At 70.1% G+C, this 23,123-nt stretch carries 21 protein-coding genes; 6 read left to right on the forward strand and 15 right to left on the reverse strand.

Annotation, left to right across the window (positions count from 1 at the left end; genetic code table 11):
* Nucleotides 1-99: 99 nt before the first annotated feature.
* The 8 genes from ABT294_RS04430 to ABT294_RS04465 form a co-directional block, all read right to left on the reverse strand.
* The gene (locus ABT294_RS04430; protein ID WP_350803482.1) at nt 100-606 is read right to left on the reverse strand and encodes a DUF6912 family protein; all 507 of its coding nucleotides are present in this window, start codon (nt 604-606) and stop codon (nt 100-102) included.
* Nucleotides 607-637: 31 nt separating this feature from the next.
* Nucleotides 638-1,282 (reverse strand): HAD family hydrolase, encoded by a 645-nt coding sequence (locus ABT294_RS04435; RefSeq protein ID WP_350803483.1) that lies wholly within the window; start codon nt 1,280-1,282, stop codon nt 638-640.
* A gap of 177 nt (nt 1,283-1,459) precedes the next feature.
* Complete coding sequence (nagZ, locus tag ABT294_RS04440) at nt 1,460-2,794, reverse strand: beta-N-acetylhexosaminidase (RefSeq protein WP_350803484.1); 1,335 nt, start codon at nt 2,792-2,794, stop codon at nt 1,460-1,462.
* Nucleotides 2,795-2,857: 63 nt separating this feature from the next.
* Nucleotides 2,858-4,531, reverse strand: a complete 1,674-nt coding sequence (gene ptsP / locus ABT294_RS04445; protein WP_350803955.1) for a phosphoenolpyruvate--protein phosphotransferase — start codon at nt 4,529-4,531, stop codon at nt 2,858-2,860.
* A gap of 2 nt (nt 4,532-4,533) precedes the next feature.
* Nucleotides 4,534-4,794 carry an HPr family phosphocarrier protein gene (locus ABT294_RS04450; RefSeq protein WP_350803486.1) on the reverse strand — a complete coding sequence of 87 codons (261 nt, stop codon included), beginning with the start codon at nt 4,792-4,794 and terminating at the stop codon, nt 4,534-4,536.
* Nucleotides 4,795-4,836: 42 nt separating this feature from the next.
* Nucleotides 4,837-5,277 (reverse strand): PTS sugar transporter subunit IIA, encoded by a 441-nt coding sequence (locus tag ABT294_RS04455; RefSeq protein WP_350803488.1) that lies wholly within the window; start codon nt 5,275-5,277, stop codon nt 4,837-4,839.
* 11 nt (nt 5,278-5,288) lie between these two features.
* Entirely contained in the window at nt 5,289-5,573 is a 285-nt protein-coding gene (locus tag ABT294_RS04460; RefSeq protein ID WP_350803957.1) for a PTS sugar transporter subunit IIB, read from the reverse strand.
* A gap of 2 nt (nt 5,574-5,575) precedes the next feature.
* Nucleotides 5,576-6,610, reverse strand: a complete 1,035-nt coding sequence (locus ABT294_RS04465) for an SIS domain-containing protein (RefSeq protein WP_350803489.1) — start codon at nt 6,608-6,610, stop codon at nt 5,576-5,578.
* Between the two features lie 124 nt (nt 6,611-6,734).
* Here ABT294_RS04465 and ABT294_RS04470 point away from each other — a divergent pair, with 124 nt between their 5' ends.
* The 4 genes from ABT294_RS04470 to ABT294_RS04485 all read left to right on the forward strand — a co-directional run bounded on the left by ABT294_RS04470 (nt 6,735) and on the right by ABT294_RS04485 (nt 11,028).
* Entirely contained in the window at nt 6,735-7,475 is a 741-nt protein-coding gene (locus ABT294_RS04470) for a GntR family transcriptional regulator (RefSeq protein WP_350803490.1), read from the forward strand.
* A gap of 24 nt (nt 7,476-7,499) precedes the next feature.
* A complete protein-coding gene (locus ABT294_RS04475; RefSeq protein WP_350803492.1) occupies nt 7,500-8,810 on the forward strand; it encodes a PTS transporter subunit EIIC in 1,311 nt (436 codons plus the stop codon).
* A gap of 81 nt (nt 8,811-8,891) precedes the next feature.
* On the forward strand, nt 8,892-10,220 hold the full coding sequence (locus ABT294_RS04480; RefSeq protein ID WP_350803493.1) for a PTS transporter subunit EIIC: 1,329 nt from the start codon (nt 8,892-8,894) through the stop codon (nt 10,218-10,220).
* Between the two features lie 361 nt (nt 10,221-10,581).
* The gene (locus ABT294_RS04485; protein ID WP_350803495.1) at nt 10,582-11,028 is read left to right on the forward strand and encodes an Rv3235 family protein; all 447 of its coding nucleotides are present in this window, start codon (nt 10,582-10,584) and stop codon (nt 11,026-11,028) included.
* Between the two features lie 105 nt (nt 11,029-11,133).
* Here ABT294_RS04485 and secA read toward each other — a convergent pair whose 3' ends face one another.
* Nucleotides 11,134-13,926, reverse strand: a complete 2,793-nt coding sequence (gene secA, locus ABT294_RS04490) for a preprotein translocase subunit SecA (protein ID WP_350803496.1) — start codon at nt 13,924-13,926, stop codon at nt 11,134-11,136.
* Between the two features lie 223 nt (nt 13,927-14,149).
* On the opposite strand from secA, the gene ABT294_RS04495 reads away from it, so the two are divergent.
* Both ABT294_RS04495 and ABT294_RS04500 read left to right on the forward strand, forming a co-directional pair.
* Nucleotides 14,150-14,410, forward strand: a complete 261-nt coding sequence (locus tag ABT294_RS04495) for an HGxxPAAW family protein (RefSeq protein ID WP_350803497.1) — start codon at nt 14,150-14,152, stop codon at nt 14,408-14,410.
* A gap of 239 nt (nt 14,411-14,649) precedes the next feature.
* Entirely contained in the window at nt 14,650-15,885 is a 1,236-nt protein-coding gene (locus ABT294_RS04500; protein ID WP_350803499.1) for a winged helix-turn-helix domain-containing protein, read from the forward strand.
* On the opposite strand, the gene ABT294_RS04505 is transcribed toward ABT294_RS04500, so the two are convergent.
* The 6 genes from ABT294_RS04505 to mtrA all read right to left on the reverse strand — a co-directional run bounded on the left by ABT294_RS04505 (nt 15,878) and on the right by mtrA (nt 22,965).
* On the reverse strand, nt 15,878-16,576 hold the full coding sequence (locus ABT294_RS04505) for a response regulator (protein ID WP_350803500.1): 699 nt from the start codon (nt 16,574-16,576) through the stop codon (nt 15,878-15,880). The genes ABT294_RS04500 and ABT294_RS04505 overlap by 8 nt on opposite strands.
* A 174-nt stretch (nt 16,577-16,750) precedes the next feature.
* The gene (hpf, locus tag ABT294_RS04510; RefSeq protein WP_350803501.1) at nt 16,751-17,413 is read right to left on the reverse strand and encodes a ribosome hibernation-promoting factor, HPF/YfiA family; all 663 of its coding nucleotides are present in this window, start codon (nt 17,411-17,413) and stop codon (nt 16,751-16,753) included.
* A gap of 627 nt (nt 17,414-18,040) precedes the next feature.
* Nucleotides 18,041-18,718: a ComF family protein gene (locus ABT294_RS04515; RefSeq protein ID WP_350803503.1), complete on the reverse strand. Its 678-nt coding sequence runs from the start codon at nt 18,716-18,718 to the stop codon at nt 18,041-18,043.
* Between the two features lie 35 nt (nt 18,719-18,753).
* A complete protein-coding gene (locus ABT294_RS04520) occupies nt 18,754-20,526 on the reverse strand; it encodes an LpqB family beta-propeller domain-containing protein (protein WP_350803504.1) in 1,773 nt (590 codons plus the stop codon).
* Nucleotides 20,513-22,216, reverse strand: a complete 1,704-nt coding sequence (gene mtrB / locus ABT294_RS04525; RefSeq protein ID WP_350803506.1) for an MtrAB system histidine kinase MtrB — start codon at nt 22,214-22,216, stop codon at nt 20,513-20,515. The genes ABT294_RS04520 and mtrB overlap by 14 nt, the downstream gene beginning before the upstream one ends.
* 71 nt (nt 22,217-22,287) lie before the next feature.
* Nucleotides 22,288-22,965: an MtrAB system response regulator MtrA gene (gene mtrA, locus ABT294_RS04530; RefSeq protein ID WP_106236674.1), complete on the reverse strand. Its 678-nt coding sequence runs from the start codon at nt 22,963-22,965 to the stop codon at nt 22,288-22,290.
* Between the last annotated feature and the right edge of the window lie 158 nt (nt 22,966-23,123).

Raw genomic sequence — 23,123 nt, forward strand, 5'->3', positions numbered from 1 at the left:
AACGATCTGTGACGGAGTTAACACAGCCCTAACATGGCGGCCGCGCAGCCGCGGGCCGTCTCAGAGCGGCTCTCGCCCTGGTGGGGGCCGTGCCGGAGATCAGTGCAGAAGGTCCGGGATCTCCTGGGTGGCGTACCACATGAGCTCGTGCGCCTCGGCGCCGTCGACCGTGAAGCGGGCGTCGTCGTCGCCCTTGTCGGCGGCCGGCAGCGCGGCGATGGCGGCCTCGATGTCGGCGACGGCGTACTGATCGTCGATGTGCACCGCGGCCACCTTGGCCAGCGGCACCGGGGCGGCGAGCCGCACCCTCGCCTTCTCGTCGAGGTCGGCGCCCCCCGTCAGGGAACCCTCGGGCACCTCGGCGGCGACGACCACGCGGCGGGGGGCCGTGTCGGCGCCGTCGGCACGGTCGGCCGCCAGCATGCGCAGCGAGGCGCGGGCCGCCTCGGTGAGCGCGACGTACTCCAGTTCCTCGGTGTCGCCCGAGGCGTACCACTCGGTCAACGCGGGAGTCACCGCGTAGCCGGTCAGCGGGGCCGGGCCCAGCTGGCCCGCCTCGACCGCTCGGGCCAGCACGGGCAGCGTGCACGGCAGGTAGACGCGCATCACGAACCTTTCACAGCATGCAGGGGCTCTATCATGCCCGGCGCAACGGGAGTTGGAGGAGGGACTCGAGTTCCCCGATGGTCGTGTCCGGATCCTGGTGATGGATTCCGGCGATGCCGATCGCCCGAGCCGCGACGATGTTGGCCTCGATGTCGTCGATGAACACGCACGCCTCGCCGGGCAGTCGCACCTGGTCGAGCGCGTGGTAGAAGATGCGGGGCTCCGGCTTGCGCATGCCGACCTCGCCGGAAATCACGATCGCGTCGAACGCCTCGTCCCAGCCGTCGCGGGGGTAGACGTCGGACCACGAGTTGGACAGCAGGCAGGTCTTGATGCCGTTCTTCCTGATGTCGCACAGCATCTGGTACATGGCGTCGACGCGTTCGAAGCCGGCGAACATCCGCTCCAGCAGGCCCTCCGCCACGGGCGGCACGCCGTCGAGGGTGAGCAGGCGGGCGGCCAGGTCGCGCTCGAACGTGGGGCCGTCGATCTCGCCGCGCTCCAGCGCGTGGACCAGGTTCTCCTTGCCACCGCCGTAGGCGTGCGAGACGAGCTCGCGCATCACGGCGCGGTAGTGCGCGTCGTCGATCCGGTCCGCCGCGATCCACCTGCCGAGGGAGTCGGACAGGTTGGTCGTGAGCACCCCGCCCCAGTCGATCAGCACACCCGCGACCACGGCCGCCTCCTACGCTCGAAGTACATTCCAGGGTAGAGCGTCCCCACGATCGATCAGGAACCGGCATAAACCCTCGACAAAGGATCGCCGATTCCCTTCCTTAGGGTGAGGTTCCAGCGCGATTCCCCGTCCTAAGGGACCGCCGATGTTCATCGCCGGCGGGCTACACGGCGAGCACTAGCGCGACGCCTTGGTGACGCGGGCGGCCAGCTTGCGGTGCTCCGACGAGCGCAGCACCTCTGCCGCCTGCTTCGCCGAGGCCACGGGCGCCCCGGCCAGCAGGCCGCGCGACTGCTTGAGCGTGAGCAGCCGGCTGACCGACTCGTCGAGCCGCTGCTCGGAGACCCTGCCGGACTTCACCGCGCCCAGCACCGCACGGTAGGCCTTGCCGAAGTCGTTCGGCATGAGCAGCAGGTCGGCACCCGCCAGGACGGCCCGCACCGCCACCTCGCCGTCGCCGTACTTCTTGCGGACGCCCTCCATGTTCAGGGCGTCGGTCGAGATCACGCCCTTGAAGCCGAGCTCGTTCCTGAGCAGCCCGGTCAGGATGGGCTTGGACAGCGTCGCCGGGTCGCGCGACGGGTCCAGCTTGGGGAAGACGATGTGCGCGCTCATGACGACATCCACGCCGGCGGCGATCGCGGCCTTGAACGGCGGCGCGTCGATCCGCTGCCACTGCGACCGGGTGTGCTTGATCACCGGGAGCCCGGTGTGGCTGTCGACGTCCGTGTCGCCGTGGCCGGGGAAGTGCTTGGCCGCGGCCGCGACCTTGGCGTCGGCGAAGCCCTTGACCGCGGCGGCGACCATCTCGGCCACCGCCTGCGGGTCGTCGCCGAAGGCGCGCTGGCCGATGACCGGGTTCTTCGGGTTGACGTTCACGTCGGCGACCGGCGCGAAGTCCAGGTTCACGCCGAGCGCGCGCAGTTCCTCGCCGGTGGCCTTGGCCACAGCCCGCGACATCGAGGTGTCCTTGGTCGCGCCGATCTCGGCGGCCCCCGGGAAGTCGGTCATCAGCGCGGACATCCTGGACACCAGGCCGTTCTCCTGGTCGGTGCCGATCAGCAGCGGCACCTCGGGGGACGCCTTCTGCAGCCCGTTGGTCAGCGCGACGACCTGGCCGGTGCTCCTGACGTTCTGCGGGAAGAGGATCACGCCGCCGAGGTGGTACTTGGCGACCACCTTGGCCGGGGTCTGCGCGCCGAACCGGGCCTGGTTCTCCCCCGAGACACTGCCGGCCGACGTGCCGTACAGGACGGGCATGAAGAGCTGCCCGACCTTCTCCTCGACGCTCATCTTCGCCAGGGCCCGCTGCACCGCCCCGGGCTGCGCCTGCGTGGCGGACTGCTGTGGCGCGCTGGAGGGCCGGCTGTAGGACTGGCTGGAGGGCTGGCTGGAGGGCTGGCTGGAGGGCTGGCTCGCCGAGGGCGCCGCCGCCCCGGCCGCCCCCTCGCCGCCCGTGCACGCCGTCAGCGCGATCACCAGGAAGCCGGCCGTTCCGATGCGTCGAACCATGCCCCAACCGTATCCACGCGACGGCGTGCCCGAGCCGCTGAAAGCGCGAAAGGCCCGCGCCCCCTACAGCCCCAGACGCGCCAGCCCCAGCAGATTGGAGCGGGCGGCCGCCCGCGCGTGGGCCGGGGTGGTCGCCGCGCGCGCCGCCTGTGCCGCGAGCTCGCACTCGCCCAGCGTGTGCTCCGCCAGCGCCGCCCGGACGGTCGGGAGCGCCGAAGGGCTCATCGACAGCGTGGTGACCCCCAGGCCGACCAGGACGCAGGCCATGACGGGGTCCGCCGCCGACTCGCCGCACGCGCCGCACGGCTTGCCGTTGTCGGACGCGGCCGTCGCGGCCGTCGCCACCAGGTCGAGCAGGGCCGGCTGCCAGGCGTCCTGGAGACGGCCGAGCGCGGCCAGCGTGCGGTCGGCGGCGAAGGTGTACTGGGCCAGGTCGTTGGTGCCGATGGAGATGAAGTCGACGACCGTCACCAGGCTCTCGGCGCGGATCGCCGCCGCGGGAATCTCGATCATGACGCCGCGGCTGGTCAGGCCCGCTTCCCGGCACTGCTCGGCGAACCAGCGCGCCTCCTCGGTCGTGGCGACCATGGGGGCCATCACGTCCAGCTGGGCGTAGGTGCCTTCGGCGGCGGCGGCCAGGGCGCTGAGCTGGGAGCGCATGACGTCCGGGAAGCGTCTGAACAGGCGCAGGCCGCGCTCGCCCAGGGCCGGGTTCGGCTCCGCGGCCAGCGGCGGCAGGAACGGCAGCGGCTTGTCGGCTCCCGCGTCGAGGGTCCGCACCACGACCTTGCCACCGGGGAACGCCTCCAGGACGGTCCGGTAGGCCCGCTCCTGCTCCTCGGCCGAAGGGGTGCGGTCCTTGTCGAGGAAGAGGAACTCGGTCCGGTACAGGCCGATGCCCTCCGCGCCGTGCGCCAGGGCCGCGTCCAGTTCGCCGGGGCCGCCGATGTTGGCCAGCAGCGGCACCTCGAACCCGTCGCTGGTCCTGCCGGGACCACGGGTCTCGCGCAGTGCCCGCTTCCTGGCGGAGGCCTCGCTGACCGCCCTGGCCACGTCCACGTCGGTGGGCTCCTGGCGTACCTCGCCCGAGGTGCCGTCGACCAGGACGCGGGCGCCCATCGGGACGTTGAGCGCGCCGGGGCAGGCCACGACCGCGGGCACGCCCAGCGACCTGGCCAGGATCGCGGTGTGGCTCGTCGGGCCGCCCTCCTCGGTGACGAAGGCGGCGACGTAGTCCTTGTGGAGCAGCGCGGTGTCGGCGGGGGCGAGGTCGCGGGCGATCAGCACGTACGGCTCCACCGGATCGGTGGGCAGGCCGGGCAGGGCCTGCCCGGTGAGCAGGGCGATCACCCGATCACGGAGGTCGTTGAGGTCGGCGACCCGTTCGCCCAGGTACCCGCCGACCCCAGCCAGCATGTCCCGATATTTCGCGAAAGCTTCGTAGACGGCCCTGGGTGCCGCGAGGCCCCGGTCGATCAGCGACTTGATGCCCACGGCCAGGCCGGGGTCCTCGACGATGAGCGCCTGGGCCTTGAGGATCTCCATGGCCTCGCCGCCCGCCCGGTTGCCCCGGGCCTCCAGCTCACCTGCCACCTGGCCGAGCGCCGCCGCCGCGCGCTCCTTCTCGTCGTCCGCCTCGCCTGCGTAGGTGGCGCCCGCGGGGGGTTCGGGCACGGAGACGGACAGGACGTACGCGGGGCCGTGCCCGATGCCCGGGCTGACCCCCACCCCCCGCATGCTCATGGCGCGCCGGCGATCGCGGCGAGCTCGTCGAGCACCGTGTCGGCGCCCTCGCCGTCGGCCGAGATCACGATGGTCTCGCCGGGCCGCACGTCCAGCCCCATGATCTGCAGGATGCTCTTGCCGTTGACCGGGCCGCCACCGCTGACCTTGGTCACGGCGATGTCCATCGGGGCCTGCATCGCCGTCTGCACGAACGTCGCCGCCGGGCGGGCGTGCAACCCCACCTCCGCCTGGACGGTGACCTTACGCTCGGGCATGGATTCCTCCTCCTGTGCCGGTCCAGACCACCCGGACCGCGTTTACACCCATCGGAACAACTCGTCCCCCACGTGAACCGTTCCCACGGCCACGTCCCCCACCGCGGCCGCGTCGAGCGCGACCACGGGACAGATCGGCGAGCGTCCGCCCGCCTCGATCGCGGCGGGGTCCCAGGCCACGACGGGCTGGCCCGCGCTCACCCGGTCGCCTTCCGCCGCGAGAAGCCGGAACCCCTTCCCCTTGAGCTGCACCGTGTCGATGCCCAGATGCACCAGCACACCCCTGCCGTCGTCCCCCACGATGACGTAGGCGTGCGGATGCAGTTTCATGATTTTCCCGGCTATGGGGGCAACGGCCTTGCCCGGCTCCCGCAGCGGGTCGATCGCCGTTCCCGGCCCCACCATGCCCGCCGAGAAGACCGGATCGGGCACGGCCGCCAGTCCTATCGCCGCCCCCTCGACCGGGGCGAGAACAGTCGTCATGATCTCGCCCTCTAGCCGATGAGGTCCTCGATGTCGCTGGCGATGGTGTCGGCCTCCGGCCCCACGACGACCTGGACCACGTTGCCCGCGGCCATCACGCCGTGCGCGCCCGCCGCCCTCAGGGCCGCCTGGTCCACCTTGGAGGCGTCGTGCACCTCGGTACGCAAGCGGGTGATGCACGGCTCGATCTCGATGATGTTGTCGGCACCGCCGAGCCCGGCGATGATCGCGTTAGCGTCCGCCGCCATCCGTCCTCCCTCGTCCTGACCCTGCGACCAGGCTAGACGACCTTGGATGATCAGTCGGTCTGCGTCACCTTGTTGAGCCCGCGTGGCGCGTCCGGGTCGATGCCGAGCCTCCTGGCCAGCGCCTCCGTCAGCAGCTGGCCCGGCACGATCAGCCCCATCGGGGCGACCCACTCCGGCAGGGCGGGGCCGTTGAGCGCGGCGGTGCCCGCCTTGGCCAGGGCCGAGCCGCCGCCGATCGTGTAGGCCGCGGCGCCCGCGGCGACGACCCGCTCGGCCAGCGCGACCGTCCCGGGGAGCGTCGGGCTGTTCTCGGCGGCGACCAGCAGCGCCGGGGTGTCGGCGTCGACCACGGCGATCGGGCCGTGCAGCAGGTCCGCGTACGACAGGCCCATGGCGTGCAGGTAGCAGGCCTCCTTGAGCTTGAGCGCGGTCTCCAGCGCGGTGGAGAAGGCCAGCCCGCGCGCGGACACGACCGCGCCGTGCTTGTCGGCCAGGCCGTCGACGACGGCCTCCAGGTCGCCGGGCTCGGCGATCAGCTGCTCGACCGCGCCGGGGACGCGCCGCAGGTCGTCCCGGTCGACGTCCGCGCCCAGGCCGAGCGCGAGCACGGCCAGCGCGGCGAGCTGCGTGGTGTAGGTCTTGGTGGCGGGGACGGCCTTCTCCTCGCCCGCCAGCGTGCAGAGCGCCACGTCGGCGGCCTGCGCCAGCGGGCTGTCCTCGCCGCCGTTGGTGATGCCGACGGTCCTGGCCCCGCACTCCTTCGCCCAGGCCAGCGTCTCGACGATCTCCTCGGTGCGGCCTGACTGGGAGATCGCGACGGCGAGCACGCCCGTCAGGTCGAGCTTGCGCTTGTACGTCGTCGCGATGGAGGGCGCCGCGAGCGCGGCGAGCCGACCGGCGTGCGATTCGACCAGGTAACGGCCGTAGACTGCGGCATTGTCGGAGGTGCCACGCGCGATGAACAGAAGCTGGCGGGTCTCCTCGCCCAGCGCCGTCACCTCGCCGACCCTGGGGAGCAAGGAGTCGAGCGTGGCGCGCAGCGCCTCGGGCTGCTCACCGATCTCGCTGCGCATCTTGGTGGTCATCTCGCGCTCATCCCTCAAATCGTTACCGTCTGGACTTGACCCTGTTTTGCGACATGTGGTCTAGTCCGGACTAGACCAGTACGAACCATAGCCCATTGCCCAGGTCAGATCGAGGGGAGGATCCGTGGCGCACATCGATCCGGACAGCCCGGTGCCCAAGTACTTCCAGCTACGCGAGATCCTGCTGGACCTCATCGACAGCAACGAGCTCAGCATCGGCGCCGCGATCCCTTCCGAACGGGAGCTCTGCCAGCGCTTCGGCCTGTCCAGGATGACGGTCCGGCAGGCCGTCGACCACCTGGTCTCCGAGGGACGCCTGCACCGGGTGCCGGGCAAGGGGACGTTCGTCGCCCGTCCCAAGATCGAACTGGCCCTTCAGCTCACCTCGTTCACCGACGACATGCGCGCCCGCGGCCTGGTGCCCGGCGCGCGCGACCTCGACAGGCGGATCGTCCGGGCGAGCGCCCACCTCGCCAAGGAGCTGGGCATCCAGCCGGGCGAGGAGGTCCACTTCATCGAACGGCTGCGCACCGCCGACGGCGAGCCGCTGTCGATCGAGCGCGCGCACATCCCGGTCAAGCTCGCCCCCGACCTGGGCGACCAGGACCTGTCCGACAGGTCGCTCTACGAACTGCTGGAGAGCCGCTACGGCCTGGTCATGGACGCGGGCGAGCTCACCATCGACGGGGGCATCGCCGACCCGAGCGACGCCGACCTGCTGAAGCTGCCACGCGGCGGCGCCGTGCTGCTGCTGCAGCGCAGGTCCTTCTCCGGGGGCGCCTGCGCCGAGCTGGGCGTGTCGACCTATCGCGCCGACCGCTACCAGCTGCGCACCATTCTGGAAATGCCCGCCAGACGGGGCTGAGGGCCCGACCCGGAGGAACACCCGGTGAACGAGACCACCGCCAAGCCTTCACTGTTAGCGCGCACGATGAACGTGCTCCAGCGGCTGGGACGCTCGCTCATGCTGCCCATCGCCGCCCTGCCGGCCGCCGCGCTGCTGCTCCGCTTCGGCCAGCCCGACATGCTCGGCTCCAACGGCCCCGAGCCGGGCGGACTGGCGGACATGGCCGGGTTCGGGTGGATGAACCACGTCGCCGAGGTGCTCGCCGCCGCGGGCGCGGCGCTGTTCGAGAACCTGCCGATGCTGTTCGCCGTGGGCGTGGCGATCGGGTTCGCGCGCAAGGCCGACGGCTCCACCGCGCTCGCCGCCGTGGTCGGCTACCTGGTCTTCGACCGCGTGACCAAGGTGATGTTCTTCGGCTCCACGATCCGGGACACCGTCCTGATCAGGAAGCTGGAAGGGCAGGGCATCAAGGAGATCGTCGACTACGGCATGCAGAACCCCACCAAGGTGCTCGGCGGCATCATGATGGGGCTGGTCGCGGCCGTGCTCTGGCAGCGCTTCCACCGCATCAAGCTGCCCTCCTGGCTGGCGTTCTTCGGCGGGCGGCGGTTCGTGCCGATCATCACCTCGATCGCGGCGCTGCTCCTCGGCGTGCTCATCGGCTGGATCTGGCCGATACTCGGCGAGTGGATCAGGCACGCGGGCGAGGCCCTGACCACCATCGGGCCACTGGGCACCGGCATCTACGGGCTGATCAACCGGCTGCTGATCCCGTTCGGGCTGCACCACTTCGTCAACTCCATCGTCTGGTACGTGGTGCCGCAGTGCGACGTGGGCGGCCGGGTGCTCGGCGGCGACTGGAACTGCTACTTCGGCGGCGCCCCGCACTCCGGCCAGTTCATGGCCGGGTTCTTCCCCGTCATGATGTTCGCGCTGCCCGCCGCCGCGCTCGCCATGTGGCGGGCCGCGCCCCCGCACCGCAGGGCGGCCGTGGGCGGCATCATGCTGTCAGCCGGGCTCGCCTCGTTCGTCACCGGCATCACCGAGCCGATCGAGTTCGCGTTCATCTTCGTCGCGCCCGTGCTGCTGGTCGTGCACGCCGTGCTCACCGGGCTGGCGATGGCGCTCACCATGCTCATCGGCGGCCAGCTCGGCTTCGGCTTCTCCGCGGGCCTGCTGGACATGCTGCTCAACGCCAGCAAGTCGAACACCGAGAACTTACCCGGCATCCTCGTCCTGGGCGTCGGCTACGGCGTCGTCTACTACGTGGTGTTCAGCTTCCTGATCCGCAGGCTGAACATCATGACCCCGGGGCGCGAGCCCGAACCCGACGTGGACTCCGGCGAGACCTGACCACCTCGCCTTCCGGCTCGTTTCCCCCATCTGGCCGGTGGTAGGAACCCAGCATCCCCCGCTCGTCCGCGGGGGTGATGGATGGACGCGTCGCTCTGGTCGTCGGCGTTCGCGGTGCTCCAGCGCATCGGCCGCTCGCTCATGATGCCCATCGCCGTCCTGCCCGCCGCGGGCCTGCTGTTCCGTTTCGGCCAGCCCGACCTGCTCGGCGCGGACGGTCTCGGCGGCCTCTGGCCGTGGCTGCTCCCGGTGGCGGAGGTCCTGGCGGCGGCCGGTGGCGCGCTCTTCGACAACCTGTCGCTGCTCTTCGCGATCGGAGTCGCCATCGGCTTCGCCCGCAAGGCCGACGGCTCCACAGCCCTGGCCGCCCTGGTCGGCTACCTGGTCTTCGACCGGGTCACCAGGACGCTGTTCTTCGCCGCGGGCTCGGGCGCCGTCTACGACAAGGTCCTGATCATCGCCGTGCGGAACGGCCGCCCCACGCCCGTGCTCGACTACGGCGCCCCGAACCCCACTGGCGTGCTCGGCGGCATCGTCATCGGCCTCACCGCCGCCCTGCTGTGGCAGCGCTTCTACCGCATCACGCTCCCGCCGTGGCTGGCCTTCTTCGGCGGGAGACGGTTCGTCCCCATCATCACCGCCGTCGCGGCGATGCTGCTCGGCGTCCTGTTCGGGCTGGTGTGGCGGCCCGTCGGCGACTGGCTCGTCACCGCAGGCGACTGGCTCTCAGCCCACGGGACGGTGGGCACCGGCGTCTACGGCCTGGCCAACCGCCTGCTCATCCCCGTCGGCCTGCACCACTTCCTCAACACCATCGTCTGGTTCACCCTCCCCGCCTGCCGGGCCGGCGTCAACGGGGCCGCCCGCGACACGGCGGGCGACCTGAACTGCTACTTCGCGGGCGAGCAGGGCGCGGGCATCTTCATGACCGGGTTCTTCCCCGTCATGATGTTCGGCCTCCTCGGAGCGGCGATCGCCATGTGGCGCGCCACCCCGCCCGACCGGCGCAAGGCGGTGGGCGGGATCATGCTGTCGGCCGGGCTGACGTCCTTCGTCACCGGGATCACCGAGCCGCTGGAGTTCGCCTTCATCTTCGTGGCGCCGATGCTGTTCGCCGTGCACGCCGTGCTGACCGGGCTGTCGATGGCGTTGATGGCGCAGCTCGGCGCCCGGCTCGGCTTCACCTTCTCGGGCGGCGCCATCGACCTGCTGCTCAACGCCAGCAAGTCGAACACGCACCGGCTCGGGCTGGTCATCGGGTTCGGAGTGGTCTACTTCGTCGTGTACTACGCCGTCTTCACGTTCCTGATCCGGCGGTTCGACATCCCCACCCCCGGCCGCGAACCTGAGCCCACGACCGCGCCCGGAGGGGGCCCGGACACGACGCCTGGGAAGGAGCCCGGCAGGTAAGCAGGTCCCGGAGGCGTGCTCCGGAGCGTGCGAGTCCCGGCTGACGGGCAGGCGGCGCGGGAAGGATCCCGGCCGATGGGCAGGTGGCGCAGGCGTTCCGGACCGTGGGCTTGGAAAGAGGCCGCCCGCGGCCGGGTTGGGCGCGTGCCGAAACGGTTTGGGCTGCGACGCGCGGGAGTCTGTCGTGGCCGGAAGGTGCGGGCGCGCCGCCGAAGACCGCTCCAACTTGCAGCGATCTTCTTCGCCTAGCCTCCCAAAGGGGGTGCGGGAATCGAAGAAGTTGGCGGCCGATGTATCGCCGGGCCGGGCCGAAAACTCCTCGTAGTGATTCCTTTCCCCCTATGGCATCGAGGACGGAGCCATGTCATCTCTCCCCCGCGTCCACGTCACCCCCGCGCCCGAGCCCGCGTACGACGGCGACCGCGCCACGAACGCCGCACCCGCGACTCAGGGAGCGCTGGCGCTGGATCCACGGCCCTTGGTGTGGGGGCCGCCGGGCGCGACACCGGACGAGCGGCGGCTGCGGCTGCTGGGCCAGGCGCTGGCCGAGGTCCTGACCGGGCGGCGGCCACCGGAGAGCGTCGCCGACCGACTCACCGGCCAGGCCTACCGGGAGCTCCTCAGAGCCGGGCGGATGATCGAGAGCAGGCGCACGCCGTTCGTGGGCAGCCCGCGCGTGACAGAGCCGAGGGACGGGGTGATCGAGATGTGCCTGCTCGTGCACTGCGGCGAACGCGCCCACGTCCTGGCCGTCCGCCTCGAACGGCGCGGCGTCCAGTGGCTCTGCACGGACTTCGAAACCGCCTGAGACACCACACCGAAGGCGCTCACGACGCACACCAAGGCCGCTGACGACGACCCCGCCGGGAATGCGACAGCCCCCGCTCGTTCGAGCGGGGGCTGTCAGAAAGCGTCAGGCCTCGGCGTTCTTCGGGTCGCCGTGGCAGCGCTTGTACTTCTTGCCCGAGCCGCACGGGCACGGCGCGTTGCGCTCGACGTTGCCGTACGCGGCCCGCTCCGCCTGGGTGGTGCGGACGCGGGTGTGCTCGACCTCGCCCTGCTCGCCCGGCGCCGAGTACTCCAGCTCAGCAGGACGCTCCGGGCCGCGCAGGCCGCGGGCGATGATGGAGCGGGTCTCCGCCATCATCGCGTCCTCTTCCTCGACGATCGGGTTCTCCTGGACCTCGACCTCCATGTTGAACAGGAAGCCGACAGAGTCCTCCTTGATGCCCTCGAGCATCGCGGCGAACATCTCGTACCCTTCGCGCTGGTACTCGATCTGCGGGTCCTTCTGCGCGTAGGCCCGCATGCCGATGCCCTCGCGCAGGTAGTCCATCTCGTAGAGGTGCTCGCGCCACTTGCGGTCGAGGACCGACAGGATGACCCGCCGCTCCAGCTCGCGCATGGCCTCGCCGCCGAACTCCTCCTCGCGCCTGGCGTAGGCCTCGAGGGCGTCGGCCTTGACGCGCTCGCCGATGAGGTCGGCGGTGATCTCCTCGCGGCTGCCCGCGGCCTCGACGAGGTCCTCGATCTTGAGGGAGATCGGGTACAGCTCGGCGAACGCCTTCCACAGCTTGTCGAGATCCCACTCCTCGGCGAAGCCCTCGGTGGTGGCGCCCGCGACGTAGCCGTCGATCACGTCGCCGACGAAGCCGCGCACCTGCTCGTGCAGGTCGGCCCCTTCGAGGACGCGGTGGCGCTCGGCGTAGATGACCTTGCGCTGCCGGTTCATCACCTCGTCGTACTTGAGAACTTCCTTGCGGATCTCGAAGTTCTGCTGCTCGACCTGGTGCTGGGCGGACGCGATGGCCTTGGAGACGATGCCGGACTCGATCGGCTGATCGTCGGGGATGTTCAGCCTCGTCATGATCATCTCGACCCTGGCCGAGTTGAACAGGCGCATGAGGTCGTCGCCGAGCGAGAGGTAGAAGCGCGACTCGCCCGGGTCGCCCTGACGACCGGACCGGCCGCGGAGCTGGTTGTCGATGCGCCGCGACTCGTGCCGCTCGGTGCCCAGGACGTACAGGCCGCCCAGCTCGGTGACCTCGTCGTGCTCGGCCTTGACCGCGGCCTTGGCCTTCTCGAGGGCCTCGGGGTAGGCCTTCTCGTACTCGTCGGGGGTCTCGACCGGGTCGAGGCCGCGCTGGCGCAGCTCGAGGTCGGCGCGGAACTCGGAGTTGCCCCCGAGCATGATGTCGGTGCCTCGACCGGCCATGTTGGTGGCCACGGTGACGGCGCCCTTGCGGCCCGCCTCGGCGACGATCGCCGCCTCGCGCGCGTGGTTCTTCGCGTTGAGCACCTCGTGCTGGACGCCCCGGCGCTTGAGCGCCTTGGACAGCCGCTCGGACTTCTCGACCGAGGTGGTGCCGACGAGAACCGGCTGGCCGGCCTCGTGGCGCTCCTTGATGTCCTGGACGACCGCGTCGAACTTGGCGTCCTCGGTCTTGTAGACGACGTCGGCCTGGTCCTTGCGGATCATCGGCCGGTTCGTCGGGATCGGCACCACGCCGAGCTTGTACGTCTGGTGGAACTCGTTGGCCTCGGTGGTGGCCGTACCGGTCATGCCGGACAGCTTCTCGTAGAGGCGGAAGTAGTTCTGGAGGGTGATCGTGGCGAGAGTCTGGTTCTCGTCCTTGATCTGCACGCTCTCCTTGGCCTCGATGGCCTGGTGCATGCCCTCGTTGTAGCGGCGGCCGTGCAGGATGCGGCCGGTGAACTCGTCGACGATGAGGACCTCGCCGTCGGCGACGATGTAGTCCTTGTCCTTCTTGAACAGCTCCTTGGCCTTCAGGGCGTTGTTCAGGAAGCCGACGAGGTGGGTGTGCTCGGGCTTGTACAGGTTGTCGATGCCGAGCCAGTCCTCGACCTTGGAGACGCCGTCCTCGAGGACGCCGACCGTGCGCTTCTTCTCGTCGACGATGTAGTCGCCGGTGCTCTCCTCGCCCGGGTTCTTGGCCTCGACGCCCCTGCGCAGTCGCGGGACGATCTTGGCGAACTCCTGGTACCACTTGCCGGACTGCTCGCCGGGGCCGGAGATGATCAGCGGCGTGCGCGCCTCGTCGATGAGGATCGAGTCGACCTCGTCGACGATCGCGTAGTTGTGGCCGCGCTGCACGCACTCGTCGAGCGACCAGGCCATGTTGTCGCGCAGGTAGTCGAAGCCGAACTCGTTGTTCGTGCCGTACGTGATGTCGGCCTGGTACTGCTTGCGCCGCTCCTCGGGCTGCTGCCCCGACAGGATCATGCCGACCTCGAGGCCGAGGAAGCGGTACACCCGGCCCATGTTCTCGGCACCGACCTTGACCAGATAGTCGTTGACGGTGATGACGTGCACGCCCTTGCCCGACAGCGCGTTCAGGTAGGCGGGCAGGGTACAGGTCAGGGTCTTGCCCTCACCGGTCTTCATCTCGGAGATGTTGCCCAGGTGCAGGCTCGCGCCGCCCATGATCTGCACGTCGAAGTGACGCTGGCCGAGCACGCGGCGGGCCGCCTCGCGCACGGTCGCGAAAGCTTCGGGAAGCAGATCGTCTAGAGACTCACCGTCGGCGTGTCGCTGTTTGAACTCATCCGTCAGAGCGCGCAACTCCGCGTCGGACAGGCTCGTGAAGTCGTCCTCAATGGAGTTGACCTGGTCGGCGATCCGCTTGAGCTTGCGCAGAGTCTTGCCTTCGCCGGCACGTAGGATCTTGTCGAGAATGGCTGCCACTTTATGTAAAGCTCCTCGCAGGTCTACCCCGGCGGCGCCGCCAGGAGGAGAGGCTGAGACAAACTTCCCCGTTGCCATCGTAGGCGGTTCGGCAACCAGACACAGCCACCGCGACGACGAGAGCGCCGGGTGGGTCTGGGAGGATGGGGGCAAGGCAGAGAGTATGCCGGTAGATAGCCGGTTCGCACCAAAAGCGGGTAATCCGGCAAAGGAAGGATTTGTCATGGTCGAGGGGAAGAAGTCGGGGCACGCGGAGAACCTCGGCAGCCACGGCGGTCGCGCGTCGTCCTGGCTGGCGGTCACCGTGATGCTGGCCGGCTTCGTCATCGGCGGGTACGCGCTGACCGTCACGAACTGGACGCTGATCTGGATCGGCGTCGGCGTCTTCGTCGTGGGCGCGATCCTCGCCCTGGTATTCGACATCTTCACCGACGTCGTGATCGACTCGCCGCGGGTGGGCATGCGCGCAGAAGACCACCGCTGACACCCGAGCTCCGCAAGCCCCGCGAGCTTTGTGAGCCCTGCGAAATTCGCGAGCTCCGCGAGCTCTGCGGACTTCGGCGAGCCCCGCTGGCTCCGCGAGCGTTCTGAGCCCTGCGGGATCCACGGGGATTTGTCGGATCTGCGGGCGCGAGCTCCAGTGGGCGGGCATCCGGTTCTGTCGGTGCCCGCCGCTACCATTCCCGGCATGCTTCGCCGTATCGTCACACGCGTCTCAGCGCCATGACCGAGCTGTCGGCCGACGAGGCCCGCAGGGTCATCCTCCACGCACAGGGGTTCATCGGGGCGGAAGCCCGCAAGGGCGGCGTGCACGGCATGCTCCGCAGGCTCGGCGCGGTGCAACTCGACACGATCTCGGTGCTCGCCCGCTCCCACGAGCTGGTCGCCTACGCGCGCCTGGGCGCGGTGGGCAGGCAGAAGGTCGAGCGGGCCTACTGGCACAATCCCGCCCAGAGCTTCGAGTACTGGTGCCACGCCGCCTGCATCCTGCCGATCGAGCACTGGCCGCTGTACTCCTTCCGCCGCCGCGCCTTCCGCGAGCGCCGCTACCGCTGGCACGAGGTCCCCGACCACGTCGGCGAGCTCCTCCAGCAGGCCCGCGACGCCGGCTCGCTCACCACCACCGACGTCGGCGGCGGCAAGAACGGCGGCCCGTGGTGGGACTGGTCCGACTCGAAGATCGGCCTGGAGTGGCTGCTCGACATCGGCGAGCTGGTCTGCAGCCGGCGCGTCGGCTGGCGCAGGGTCTACGAGCCGGCCGAGCGCGTGGTCCCCGCCGAGCTCCTGGGCGAGGAGCTGTCCGACGAGGAGTGCGTGGTGCGGCTGGCGGGCATCGCGGGCCGCGCGCTGGGCGTCGCCACCAGGGGCGATCTGGTCGACTTCCTGCGGCTCAAGGGCCGCTACGCCGAGATCCTCGACGAGGCCCTGCTCAGCGGCGCCGCCGGGCTCGTTCCGGTGACCGTCGGCGGCTGGCCGTCCAGGGGCACGGCGACGAAGGCGACGGCCGGGAAGCGGGCTGTCAGCGGGGCGACGGCGGGCAAGGGGGCGCACGCCTGGGCCGACCCGGCGGCGCTCGAGACGGAGGCGCGCGGAAGGCACCGCACGGCCCTGCTGTCGCCGTTCGACTCGCTGATCTGGCACCGGGGCCGCACCGAGCGGGTGTTCGGCTTCAGGTACCAGCTGGAGCTGTACGTCCCCAAGCACAAGCGGGTGCACGGCTACTTCACCATGCCGGTGCTCGCCGGTGGCCGCCTGATCGGCCGCGTCGACCCGGCCCGCGACGGCACCACGCTCGTGGCCAGGCAGCTCAGCCTCGAACCCGGGCTCACCGGCGCGCGATGGGCCGACGCGCTGCGCGACGCGCTGTGGTCGGCCGCCGACTGGGTGGGCTGCGACTCCGTGCGGGTCGAGAAGGCCGATCCCGCGCTCGCAGCCCACCTGGAGTCGGACGTCAGGTGATCTCCAGCATCCGTTCGCGCACCGCGTAGACCACGGCCTCCATGCGCGAATGGAGCTGCAGCTTGTCGAGGATGTTCCGGACGTGGTTCTTCACGGTGTTCTCGGAGATGAACAGCTGCTTGGCGATCTCGCGGTTGTTCAACCCCTTGGCCACCAGGCGCAGCACCTCCATCTCCCGGTCGGTCAACCGGGGCACCGGCAGCTGGGGTGGGCGCTCGGCCTCCTTGCGGCTCATGTTCGCGAACTCGCTGATGAGCTTCGCCGCCATCGCCGGGTTGATTAAGGACTGGCCCTCGTGCACCCCGCGCACCGCCGCCGGGACGTCGTTGATCTGCACGTCCTTCAGCAGGTAGCCCGTCGCGCCGGCCTTGATGGCCTCGAAGAGGTCCTCCTCCTCGTCGCTGACCGTCAGCATGATGATGCGGGTGCTGGGGACGGAGGCCTTGATGCCCTTCGTCGCCTCGATGCCGTCCTGTCTGGGCATGCGCACGTCCATCAGGGCCACGTCGGGCATGAGGCGATCGGCCAGTTCGACCGCCTCCTGCCCGTCGCTCGCCTCGCCGACCACCTCGATGTCCGGCTCGGCGGCCAGCGCCAGCGCCAGACTCCGCCGGATGAGCTCGTGGTCGTCCACGATCAGCACGCGGATCGGCTCGCTGCCTGACGCGCGGGCCTCGCCGGACTCCGTCACGAGGCCTCCTCGGTCCGCCTCGTGGCTGTCTTCTTCTCGCTTCGCTCGCTCATGTACACCGGACTGAGCTCGCTCACGTCTCCTCCTCGTCGGGGGGCCAGAGCCGTTGGACCGCCAATGATGGCACGGGTTCCGCGGTTCCAGGGTGGTCGAGAAGATCTTCCTATCGGACGGTCAGGGCTCGACGAGCCGTAGCACGCCGTAGTTGTAGCCGCGCCGGCTGTACACCACGCACGGCTGACCGCTCTCCTTGTCACGGAAGAGGTAGAAGTCGTGGCCGACCAGCTCCATCTCGAGGAGGGCCTGGTCGATGGTCATGGGTTCCGCTCGGTGGTACTTCTCCCGGACGATGAGCGGACCCTCACCGTCCATCTCGATCGGGACGATGTCGCCGTATTCTCTGTCGTCGGGCAGGAGGTCCTCTTCGGACTCGGCCTGCTCGGGGACCAGCGTGGCCTTTTCCTGGGGCAGTTCGGCGACGTCGGGAAGCGTCGCGGTGATCTCTGCCACGGAGGGCGGGCAGTGGTTGCCGTGGTGTACCTTGCGGCGGTCGGCGAGCCGCCTCAGGCGGCCCTCCAGCTTGTCGAGGGCGATGTCGAGGGCGGCGAACCTGTCGTCGGCGGAGGCCTCTGCGCGGATCGCGGGCCCCCGGGAATGAATGGTCAGCTCGACGCGCTCCCGCTGGCTCGCGAGGCGCGGATTGCGCTCCTTCGACACCTCCACATCGACTCTGATGAGTTTGTTGTCCAGACGCTCGATCCTGGCCAGCTTGGTCGTCACTTGGTCGCGGAACCGATCACTCACTCCTGTGTGCCGGCCCTTGACGATGATGTCCATGCAACAGCCCCCCTTCGGTCTAACGACTGAGAAAGAGCGCCCGACGACGTGCGTGCCGGGCGGGGTCTTCTGTCTGCCTTCCTGTCACCGTTACCCTCTTCCGACGTGTAGTCACCGGGAACTCGGAGGGCACCCGCCCGGCCGACCTGGTCTTCGACCCCACATCCGCCTGCTGAGGATTTCGCGGCTCTGATGCCACTACTGCCCTTCTCTTCTGACGGGGGACATCTGGACCCCCGGGAAGGCAGGACTTACCCCTAAGCCGCACCGTGATCGGTCGACAAAGAGTCGCCTTACGTGGACCGTTTTGCCTGCGGCTGGCATCGGCTAGCAGAGCCGGGGACCCCGACCCTGCGCAACCACGGACCCGAACGGGTGCCATGTCAGAACGCTATCCGCATCCAGGGCGAATGTCAGCCTGAGGATCGACCGAAGGATCACTTTCCGTGAGTTTCTCTTGGAGTTACGGGCCAGATGGATGCCCTGGTTGCGGACATGCTTCCAGCGTAGTCTCCCTGACGCCGGAGTGCTGAGCAGCGGGGCGGCCCGCCTGTGGATAGCGACATGTGACTCTTACGGCTCATGGCGGGCGAGCCCCGTCTTCACACAGGGTTACCGTAAACACTGTCAAGATCTTCGGCGTGTCGCGGCGACCGTGGCTGCCAACGGCACCCCGGCACCGCCCGCGCGCAGCGCCCTGGCGGCCTCCGCCAGGGTGGAGCCTGTGGTCACGATGTCGTCCACGAGCACCACAGCGGGCGCTGGAGCGCCTGGGGCGGCTCGGGTCATGCGGAGGGACCCTGCGAGGTTGGCGGCCCGCTCCGTGGCGCTCAGCCCCGCCTGGTCGGCCACCCGCCGGGCGTGCGCGAGCGCGGGCCACAGCTCGGCCCGGTGGCCGAGCGCCCGCAGATCCCGGACGGCGAGCGCCGCCAGCCCGCCGACGGGGTCGTGCCCCCTCGCCAGAACCGCCCGCCGCCCGCTCGGCACCGGCACCACCGCGAACCAGGGCACGGGACGCCGGGCCAGCGCGCAGGCGACGGTGTACGCCAGCACCCGGGCCAGCGCGCCCGCCAGGGCCGCCTCCCCGCGCTCCTTGTAGGCGACGACGGCCCTGCGCACCGGCCCTTCGTAGTCGGTGCCCGACCAGCACTCGGCGACCCCGCCGACGGCCACCCGCGGCGCGGGCTCGGGGACCAGGCAGGTTCCGCAGAGCCGGGAACCCGACGCGCCGCACGCCACGCACGGCTGGGGCAGGACGAGATCGAGCAGGGCGGTCAGCACGCCGGCCAGCATGCCGCCGCCCACCGACGTTTTCCGCCACGCCCAGCCCGGCGGCGGCCTCAGCCCAGGGGAAAGATCGGGGGGCCGACGTCGGCGTTGATCTTGGGGCTCCAGCCCTGCTTGTCGAGGTTGAACTCCAGGATCTCGTCGGCCGTGTTGCCGAGGATGCGGTCGCCCAGCGCGGCCAGCGACTCGAAGCGGTCCTTGTAGCCCGGGAGCGTCTCCGTCGTGCCGTCGCCGACGTTGACCTCCTTCACGGTCTGGCTCGCCTTGTTGTTCGACAGGACGAGCAGGTGTTCGCCGTCGTGCCAGGCGATGTCCGTGATCTCGTCCTTGCCCTGGCTGTCAGGCAGCACCAGGGGCTGGAAGTTGGCCAGCATGGGCGAGCCGGCCGACCGGGCGAGCGCGCCCACGCGGACCTCGTTCTTGCCGATCGTGACCGCGACCCTGACGCCGTCCCTGGCGATCCGCAGGCTGGTCACGTCCAGGCCGTCGAGCGCGGGGGCGGCGATGCGCTCGGCGCCCCTCCCCCCGGACGGGTAGCAGCGCAGCACGGCGCCGCTGCGCCTGTCGTAGGTCCACAGGGTGCCGTCCCTGTGCCAGCTGGGAGGAGTGAGGTCCTGGTAGTCGCCCTGGATCCAGCGCTCCCACTTGCCGTCGGCGGCGACCCGCGAGACCCAGATGCCGCCCGCCTTCGACCTGGCGGCGACCAGGTCGCCCTGGGCGGAGACGGTCAGGTCGGTGTTGGCGGTGTTGGGCTGGCCCGCCGGGCCCTGGACCGGGAGCCCTGGCCCCTCCTGGTCGATCGAGCGGACCGCGCCCCTGCTGGTGTAGTACGCCTGGCTGACGGCGGGGTCCTGGCCGGTGTCCTTGAGGTTGGCCTCGACGGTCATCGGCTCCGCCGTGTCGCCGTCGAGGTGGACCTCGATCTCGCGGCCGTTGACCACGTTGTTGTCGCTCAGGCTCCATCGGAGCTGGAGCTTCAGCGGACGTTCGATCTCCTCGTACGCGGCCAGCGGCCCCGACAGGGTGATCACCACGCGCTCGTCGGCCTGCCTGACCGACACGACCCGCATCTCGGGCGGGAAGACGCTGTAGACCGCGCCCTGCAACGCCTGGCTCGGCCCCTTGAGCAGGCGTTCGACGATGGTCTCCGCGAAACTCTCCGTCGGCCTGACGCGCAGCCGCACCCGGTCGACGACGAGCCTGTTCGTGTCGGTTCCCTCACTGCCCGGCGGGCTGTTGAGGTAGTAGAGGTTGGTGGCGCGGTAGGCGCGGTCGACGTCGGCGCGGGTGAGCAGCAGGCCGCGCACCGGCCTGCCCGTGTCGGGGTCGGTGATCGAGGCGATGCGGTAGCCGCCCTGGGGGGTCTTGACGACGGTGAACTTCCAGGACAGGTCGGCGTTGGCCGGCACGTACCTGTCGTCGTCCTCGATGCGGGCGACCTGGGTGCCGGTGAGCGTGAACGCGCTCTGCTCGGCGGTGTTCTTGGGGTCGAACGCCAGCTTGTACCCGTTGTCGATCACCGTCACCGGGCCGTCCGGGCTCCAGGCGTGCTGCGCCTCGGGCGTCAGGTACTGCATCAGCACCCGCGTGTCGCCGTCGTAGGCGGCCATGGCGGCGCGCAGGCCGTCGACGACCTGCTGGGGGGACCACCTCGGCCGCGGCGGGATGGCGATCATGCGCTGGAACGGCTTGCTCATCGAGCCGCCGCCGTCGCCCTCGTCGATGGTGAAGGGGCCGCTCACCGGGATCACCGCGCAACCCGAGCTCGCGCACGCGATGGCGGCCGCGACGGCGATCGCGGCGCCGAGCCGGTTAGTCCTCGTCATGGCCGTCATAACCACCGTCGTAGACACTCTCGTAACCGCCGTCACCCGAGGCGGGCAGCAGCACCGGCGTCATGTGGCCGCGCCACGTCCGCCGCATCTCGATCTCCGGCGGGACGAGCGACAGCGGCGACCCCTTCAGGTCGGCCCCGGCGCTCCTGGGCAGCGTCAGCCGGAACTGCGAGCCCTCCCCCTGCTGACCCCACGCCTGCAGCCAGCCGCCGTGCAGCGTGGCGTCCTCGCGGGAGATGGCCAGGCCGAGCCCGGTGCCGCCGATGGTCCTGGCCCGCGACGGGTCGGCGCGCCAGAACCGGTCGAAGACCATGGTGTCCTCGCCAGGCTTCAGCCCGATCCCGTGGTCGCGGACGGCGACCGCCACGGAGTCCCTGTCGGCGCCCACGGTCACCACGACGTCGCGGCCCTCGCCGTGCTCGATGGCGTTGAACAGCAGGTTGCGCAGGACGCGCTCGACCCGGCGGTTGTCGATCTCGGCCATGCACGGCTCGTTGGGCAGCCGCAGCTCGAAGCGGGTCGCGTGGCGCTCGGCCAGCGCCTCGGAGTCGGCGATGGCGCGCAGCACCACGTCGCGCACGTCCACCGAGTCGAGGTCGAGGGTGGCGGCGCCCGCGTCGTAGCGGCTGATCTCCAGCAGGTCGGCGAGCATCGACTCGAAGCGTTCGAGCTGGGCCTGCATGAGCTCGGCGGAGCGGGAGGCCATCGGGTCGAAGTCCTCCCGGGCGTCGTAGAGCAGGTCGGCGGCCATCCGGACGGTGGTCAGCGGGGTGCGCAGCTCGTGCGAGACGTCGGAGACGAACTGCCGCTGCACCTGCGACAGCTCCTCCAACTGGTGGATCTTGAGCGCCAGGTTGGCGGCCATCTCGTTGAACGAGGTCGCCAGGCGGGCCAGGTCGTCCTCGCCGCGCACCTTGAGCCGCTCGTCGAGCTTGCCGGACGCGAGGCGCTCCGCGGCCTGGCGGGCCAGCCGCACCGGGGTGACGACCTGGCGGGTCACCAGGTAGGCGATGGCGGCGAGGAGGAGCACGAGCCCGAAGCCCACCACCACGATGGCCAGCCGGACGTTGGACAGCATCTGCTCTTCTTCGCCGAACGGGAAGAAGTGGTAGACCTCGTAGACCTCGCCCGAGTTCAGGTGGACCAGGCCGCCGATCACCAGCGTGGGCTTGGCCTGGACCTCGCCGGTGAACTGGATGGGCCCGAGGTAGGCCTGCGCCTTGTCGTAGTTGCTCTTCTGCTCCAGCCGCTGCCTCAGGCTGGTCGGCAGGTTCTCCGGCATCACGTTGCCGGAGGCGCGCGACCCACGGGGGCTGTCGTTGAGGATCAGCACCTCGTAGCGCTTCTTCGAGCCGTTGTCGCCCGAGCCGGTGATGGTGTCCATGACCTGGTCGAGCACTTCCGGCCTGGTGCTGGCGTCGGGGCCCTGGTCGTCGGCCTTCTGGTTGAGCGCGTCGGCGATCTGGACGCGGTCGGCGAACGCCTCGTTGGCCGAGGAGCTCTGACGGCTGGCGACGACCGACTTGTTGATCTGGTCGGACAGGAAGGTGCCGAGCACGACGACCACGATCACCGAGATGACCAGCGTGCTGGTGACCACCTGGAGTTGAAGGGAGCGGCGCCAGAGCCGCCGCAGCCTGCCCGCCGCACGCCGCGCTCGCCGCCGGACTCCGCCCAGCATCTGGCGGAGTGTCCGGCGGCGCGACCGGGGCTTCTTCGTCGGGGGCATCGCCTGGGGGTCGCGCGGCTGGCTTAGGCCGGCCCGGCCTTGTAGCCGACGCCGCGCACGGTCACCACGATCTCGGGATGCTCGGGGTCCTTCTCGATCTTGGCCCTGAGCCGCTGCACGTGCACGTTGACCAGCCGGGTGTCGGCCGCGTGGCGGTAGCCCCAGACCTGCTCGAGCAGGACCTCGCGGGTGAACACCTGGCGCGGCTTGCGTGCCAGCGCGACGAGCAGGTCGAACTCGAGCGGCGTGAGGTTGATCGTCTCCTCGCCCCGCTTGACCGAGTGCCCGGCCACGTCGATGGTGATGTCGCCGATCTGCAGGATCTCGGGCGTCGGCTCGTCGGTGCGGCGGAGCCTGGCGCGCACCCGCGCGACGAGCTCCTTCGGCTTGAACGGCTTGACGATGTAGTCGTCGGCCCCGGACTCGAGCCCCAGCACGATGTCGATCGTGTCGCTCTTCGCGGTGAGCATGACGATCGGGACACCCGACTCCGCCCTGATCCTGCGCGCCACGTCGATGCCGTCGGCACCGGGCAGCATCAGGTCGAGCAGAACCAGGTCGGGGCGGGTATCTCGGAACGCGTCGAGAGCCTTGTCTCCATCGGAAACAAAGGATGGTTCGAAGCCCTCGCCGCGCAGCACGATGCCGAGCATCTCAGCGAGAGCGGCATCGTCGTCGACGACCAGCACGCGACCTTTCATGGCCCCTCATTCGTTCTACGCATTCTGGGACATACCAGTACGATTGATGAAGGTTACCCTTGGTCGGCTCATGAGAGAGACATGAGACCGCGCAAAAGGCAAAATTTCCCTCGACACCTTCACCGCCTTCTCAGTCTGCGGTAACAGACCGACATTCG

This window comes from Nonomuraea sp. NPDC000554, from assembly GCF_040300065.1.
GTDB lineage: Bacteria > Actinomycetota > Actinomycetes > Streptosporangiales > Streptosporangiaceae > Nonomuraea.

What these genes read in the sequence shown, in the direction of transcription:
- ABT294_RS04430 (WP_350803482.1), bottom strand. Translation starts at nt 606, where the DNA reads ATGCGCGTCTACCTGCCGTGCACGCTGCCCGTGCTGGCCCGAGCGGTC.
- nagZ (WP_350803484.1), bottom strand. Translation starts at nt 2,794, where the DNA reads ATGGTTCGACGCATCGGAACGGCCGGCTTCCTGGTGATCGCGCTGACG.
- ptsP (WP_350803955.1), bottom strand. Translation starts at nt 4,531, where the DNA reads ATGCGGGGGGTGGGGGTCAGCCCGGGCATCGGGCACGGCCCCGCGTAC.
- ABT294_RS04450 (WP_350803486.1), bottom strand. Translation starts at nt 4,794, where the DNA reads ATGCCCGAGCGTAAGGTCACCGTCCAGGCGGAGGTGGGGTTGCACGCC.
- ABT294_RS04455 (WP_350803488.1), bottom strand. Translation starts at nt 5,277, where the DNA reads ATGACGACTGTTCTCGCCCCGGTCGAGGGGGCGGCGATAGGACTGGCG.
- ABT294_RS04465 (WP_350803489.1), bottom strand. Translation starts at nt 6,610, where the DNA reads ATGACCACCAAGATGCGCAGCGAGATCGGTGAGCAGCCCGAGGCGCTG.
- ABT294_RS04480 (WP_350803493.1), top strand. Translation starts at nt 8,892, where the DNA reads ATGGACGCGTCGCTCTGGTCGTCGGCGTTCGCGGTGCTCCAGCGCATC.
- ABT294_RS04485 (WP_350803495.1), top strand. Translation starts at nt 10,582, where the DNA reads ATGTCATCTCTCCCCCGCGTCCACGTCACCCCCGCGCCCGAGCCCGCG.
- ABT294_RS04495 (WP_350803497.1), top strand. Translation starts at nt 14,150, where the DNA reads ATGGTCGAGGGGAAGAAGTCGGGGCACGCGGAGAACCTCGGCAGCCAC.
- ABT294_RS04500 (WP_350803499.1), top strand. Translation starts at nt 14,650, where the DNA reads ATGACCGAGCTGTCGGCCGACGAGGCCCGCAGGGTCATCCTCCACGCA.
- hpf (WP_350803501.1), bottom strand. Translation starts at nt 17,413, where the DNA reads ATGGACATCATCGTCAAGGGCCGGCACACAGGAGTGAGTGATCGGTTC.
- ABT294_RS04520 (WP_350803504.1), bottom strand. Translation starts at nt 20,526, where the DNA reads ATGACGAGGACTAACCGGCTCGGCGCCGCGATCGCCGTCGCGGCCGCC.
- mtrB (WP_350803506.1), bottom strand. Translation starts at nt 22,216, where the DNA reads ATGCTGGGCGGAGTCCGGCGGCGAGCGCGGCGTGCGGCGGGCAGGCTG.
- mtrA (WP_106236674.1), bottom strand. Translation starts at nt 22,965, where the DNA reads ATGAAAGGTCGCGTGCTGGTCGTCGACGACGATGCCGCTCTCGCTGAG.